Here is a 269-nt window from a genome sequence, read left to right as displayed (position 1 = left end):
GTTCTGCACGCGGCTCATTTGAAGGTGATGAGTCAGTTGTCGGGGGAGCGGCGTTTTTACACGGGGTTGGTGTGTGATGCGCGGCCGGAGGTGCGGGGTGCGGATCGTGTGCATGGGATGTACATCAATGTGTTGCCGTTCGGTTTTGAGCGGGGTGTGGGTTCGTGGCGTGATCTGGTGCGGTCGGTGTTTGACGGTGAGGTGCGGTTGTGGCCGCATCGGCGTTTCCCGTTGCCGGCGGTACGGCGTCTGACCGGCGCCGACACGCA

Annotated in this window: 1 protein-coding gene; it reads left to right on the top strand. The window is 62.8% G+C overall.

Features of this window, described 5'->3' with window-relative positions:
• Positions 1–27: 27 nt before the first annotated feature.
• The coding region (locus ADK66_RS32200; protein ID WP_231639930.1) for a hypothetical protein at positions 28–269 on the top strand (242 nt) is incomplete at its 3' end.

Origin of the sequence: Micromonospora sp. NRRL B-16802, from assembly GCF_001279555.1 — a bacterium.
In the GTDB taxonomy this organism is placed as follows: Bacteria; Actinomycetota; Actinomycetes; order Mycobacteriales; family Micromonosporaceae; genus Micromonospora; species Micromonospora profundi.
This window is presented reverse-complemented; position numbering and strand designations above follow the sequence as displayed.